The organism is Endothiovibrio diazotrophicus (assembly GCF_054657215.1).
Window position 1 is genome coordinate 1 of sequence record NZ_BAAHXB010000266.1, and the last position, 1,172, is coordinate 1,172.

The following is a 1,172-nucleotide window of genomic DNA, read 5'->3' on the forward strand; positions in this document are numbered from 1 at the left end:
CCCCGACGACGCAACCATTTGAAGAGGATAGCGGCCATGAGAGGATCAAAACGCCTGGGCGCCGGTGCGCTGCTGCTCGCCACCACGGGATGGCTGGCGACGCTCCCGTCGGCACTGGCCGCCACCGCCACCGAGCCGAGTCCCTGCCAGGCCTCCATCGACCAACTGCTCGACACTTACCAAAAGGACGCGGCCTTCCGCGCGTTGACCGACCGCGCGCTGGCCAGCGTCCAGCCGCTGCCGGGGGAGTACGGCCCCAATCCGTGGATCGGCAAGGACATCTACGGCATGGCCGACTTCTTCGCCCACTGGTGCACCTTCCTCCCCTCCATCGAGGGCAGTCACGACGACGGGCTGAAGTACATCCAGGAGTTCGCGTGGTTCTACTACAAGAACGAGTACGGGATGGCCTTCGTCAAACAGGACCCGGGCAAGCGCATCACCCAGGATTTCGCCCGGCAGCGTGGCACGTTCATGGATAGCGAGGCCTCCGCCGGGAAGCTACGACGACTTCCCGAAGTGGGTCCCGGCCAACGGCAACGTCGGCTACCACGGCTCGGAGTTCAGCCAGTTCGAGAACTTCCAGCGCGGCTATTTCGTGGTGGATACCGGAAGCTATGGCTACGTGGCGATGATCCCGGTGGGACTCGACACCATCAGCTCGATCGTCTTCAACGACAAGTACCAGGAGATTGCCGCGCCGGTGCCGGTCAAGCGGGGCGACGAACTGGGCCACTTCCTCTACGGTGGTTCGCTGTTCATCATGATCTTCGAGCCGGGCCGCTATAAGTCCGATGCGATCCAGGTGCGCCTGGGCAACCAGATCGGCACCTTCGACACCCCCACTCGTTAAAACGCTTGGGGCGTTTTAACGAGAAATTGGAAAGCGTGGTGAAATTTGCAGGAGTGAGCGCATGGTTCCGATTGTTCCCAGAGTGCCCGACGTCCGGTGGGACGAGGGACTCGACCGCCATTGGCTGGCAGCAGGACAACCGCTACCAGTAGGCGGGTTGGCTGGCGGCTAACGAGGGGAGACTGCGGAGAATATCGCCGTAATCGCGCAACGGGCTTCGGCCAACACCTCCGGGCCGCTTTCTGGTGGCGATGTGTGGATGGGCCGTTGCCGTCACCTATCAGCGGCCTCGCTTCCCTGTGGGAGCGGCCCCTTAGCC

Annotated in this window: 1 protein-coding gene; it reads left to right on the top strand. The window is 63.1% G+C overall.

The genetic code is table 11. The features are described from left to right. Nucleotides 1-463: 463 nt before the first annotated feature. On the top strand, nucleotides 464-853 hold the full coding sequence (locus ACYQ2W_RS26300; RefSeq protein WP_459874049.1) for a phosphatidylserine decarboxylase: 390 nt from the start codon (nucleotides 464-466) through the stop codon (nucleotides 851-853). Nucleotides 854-1,172 lie beyond the last annotated feature (319 nt).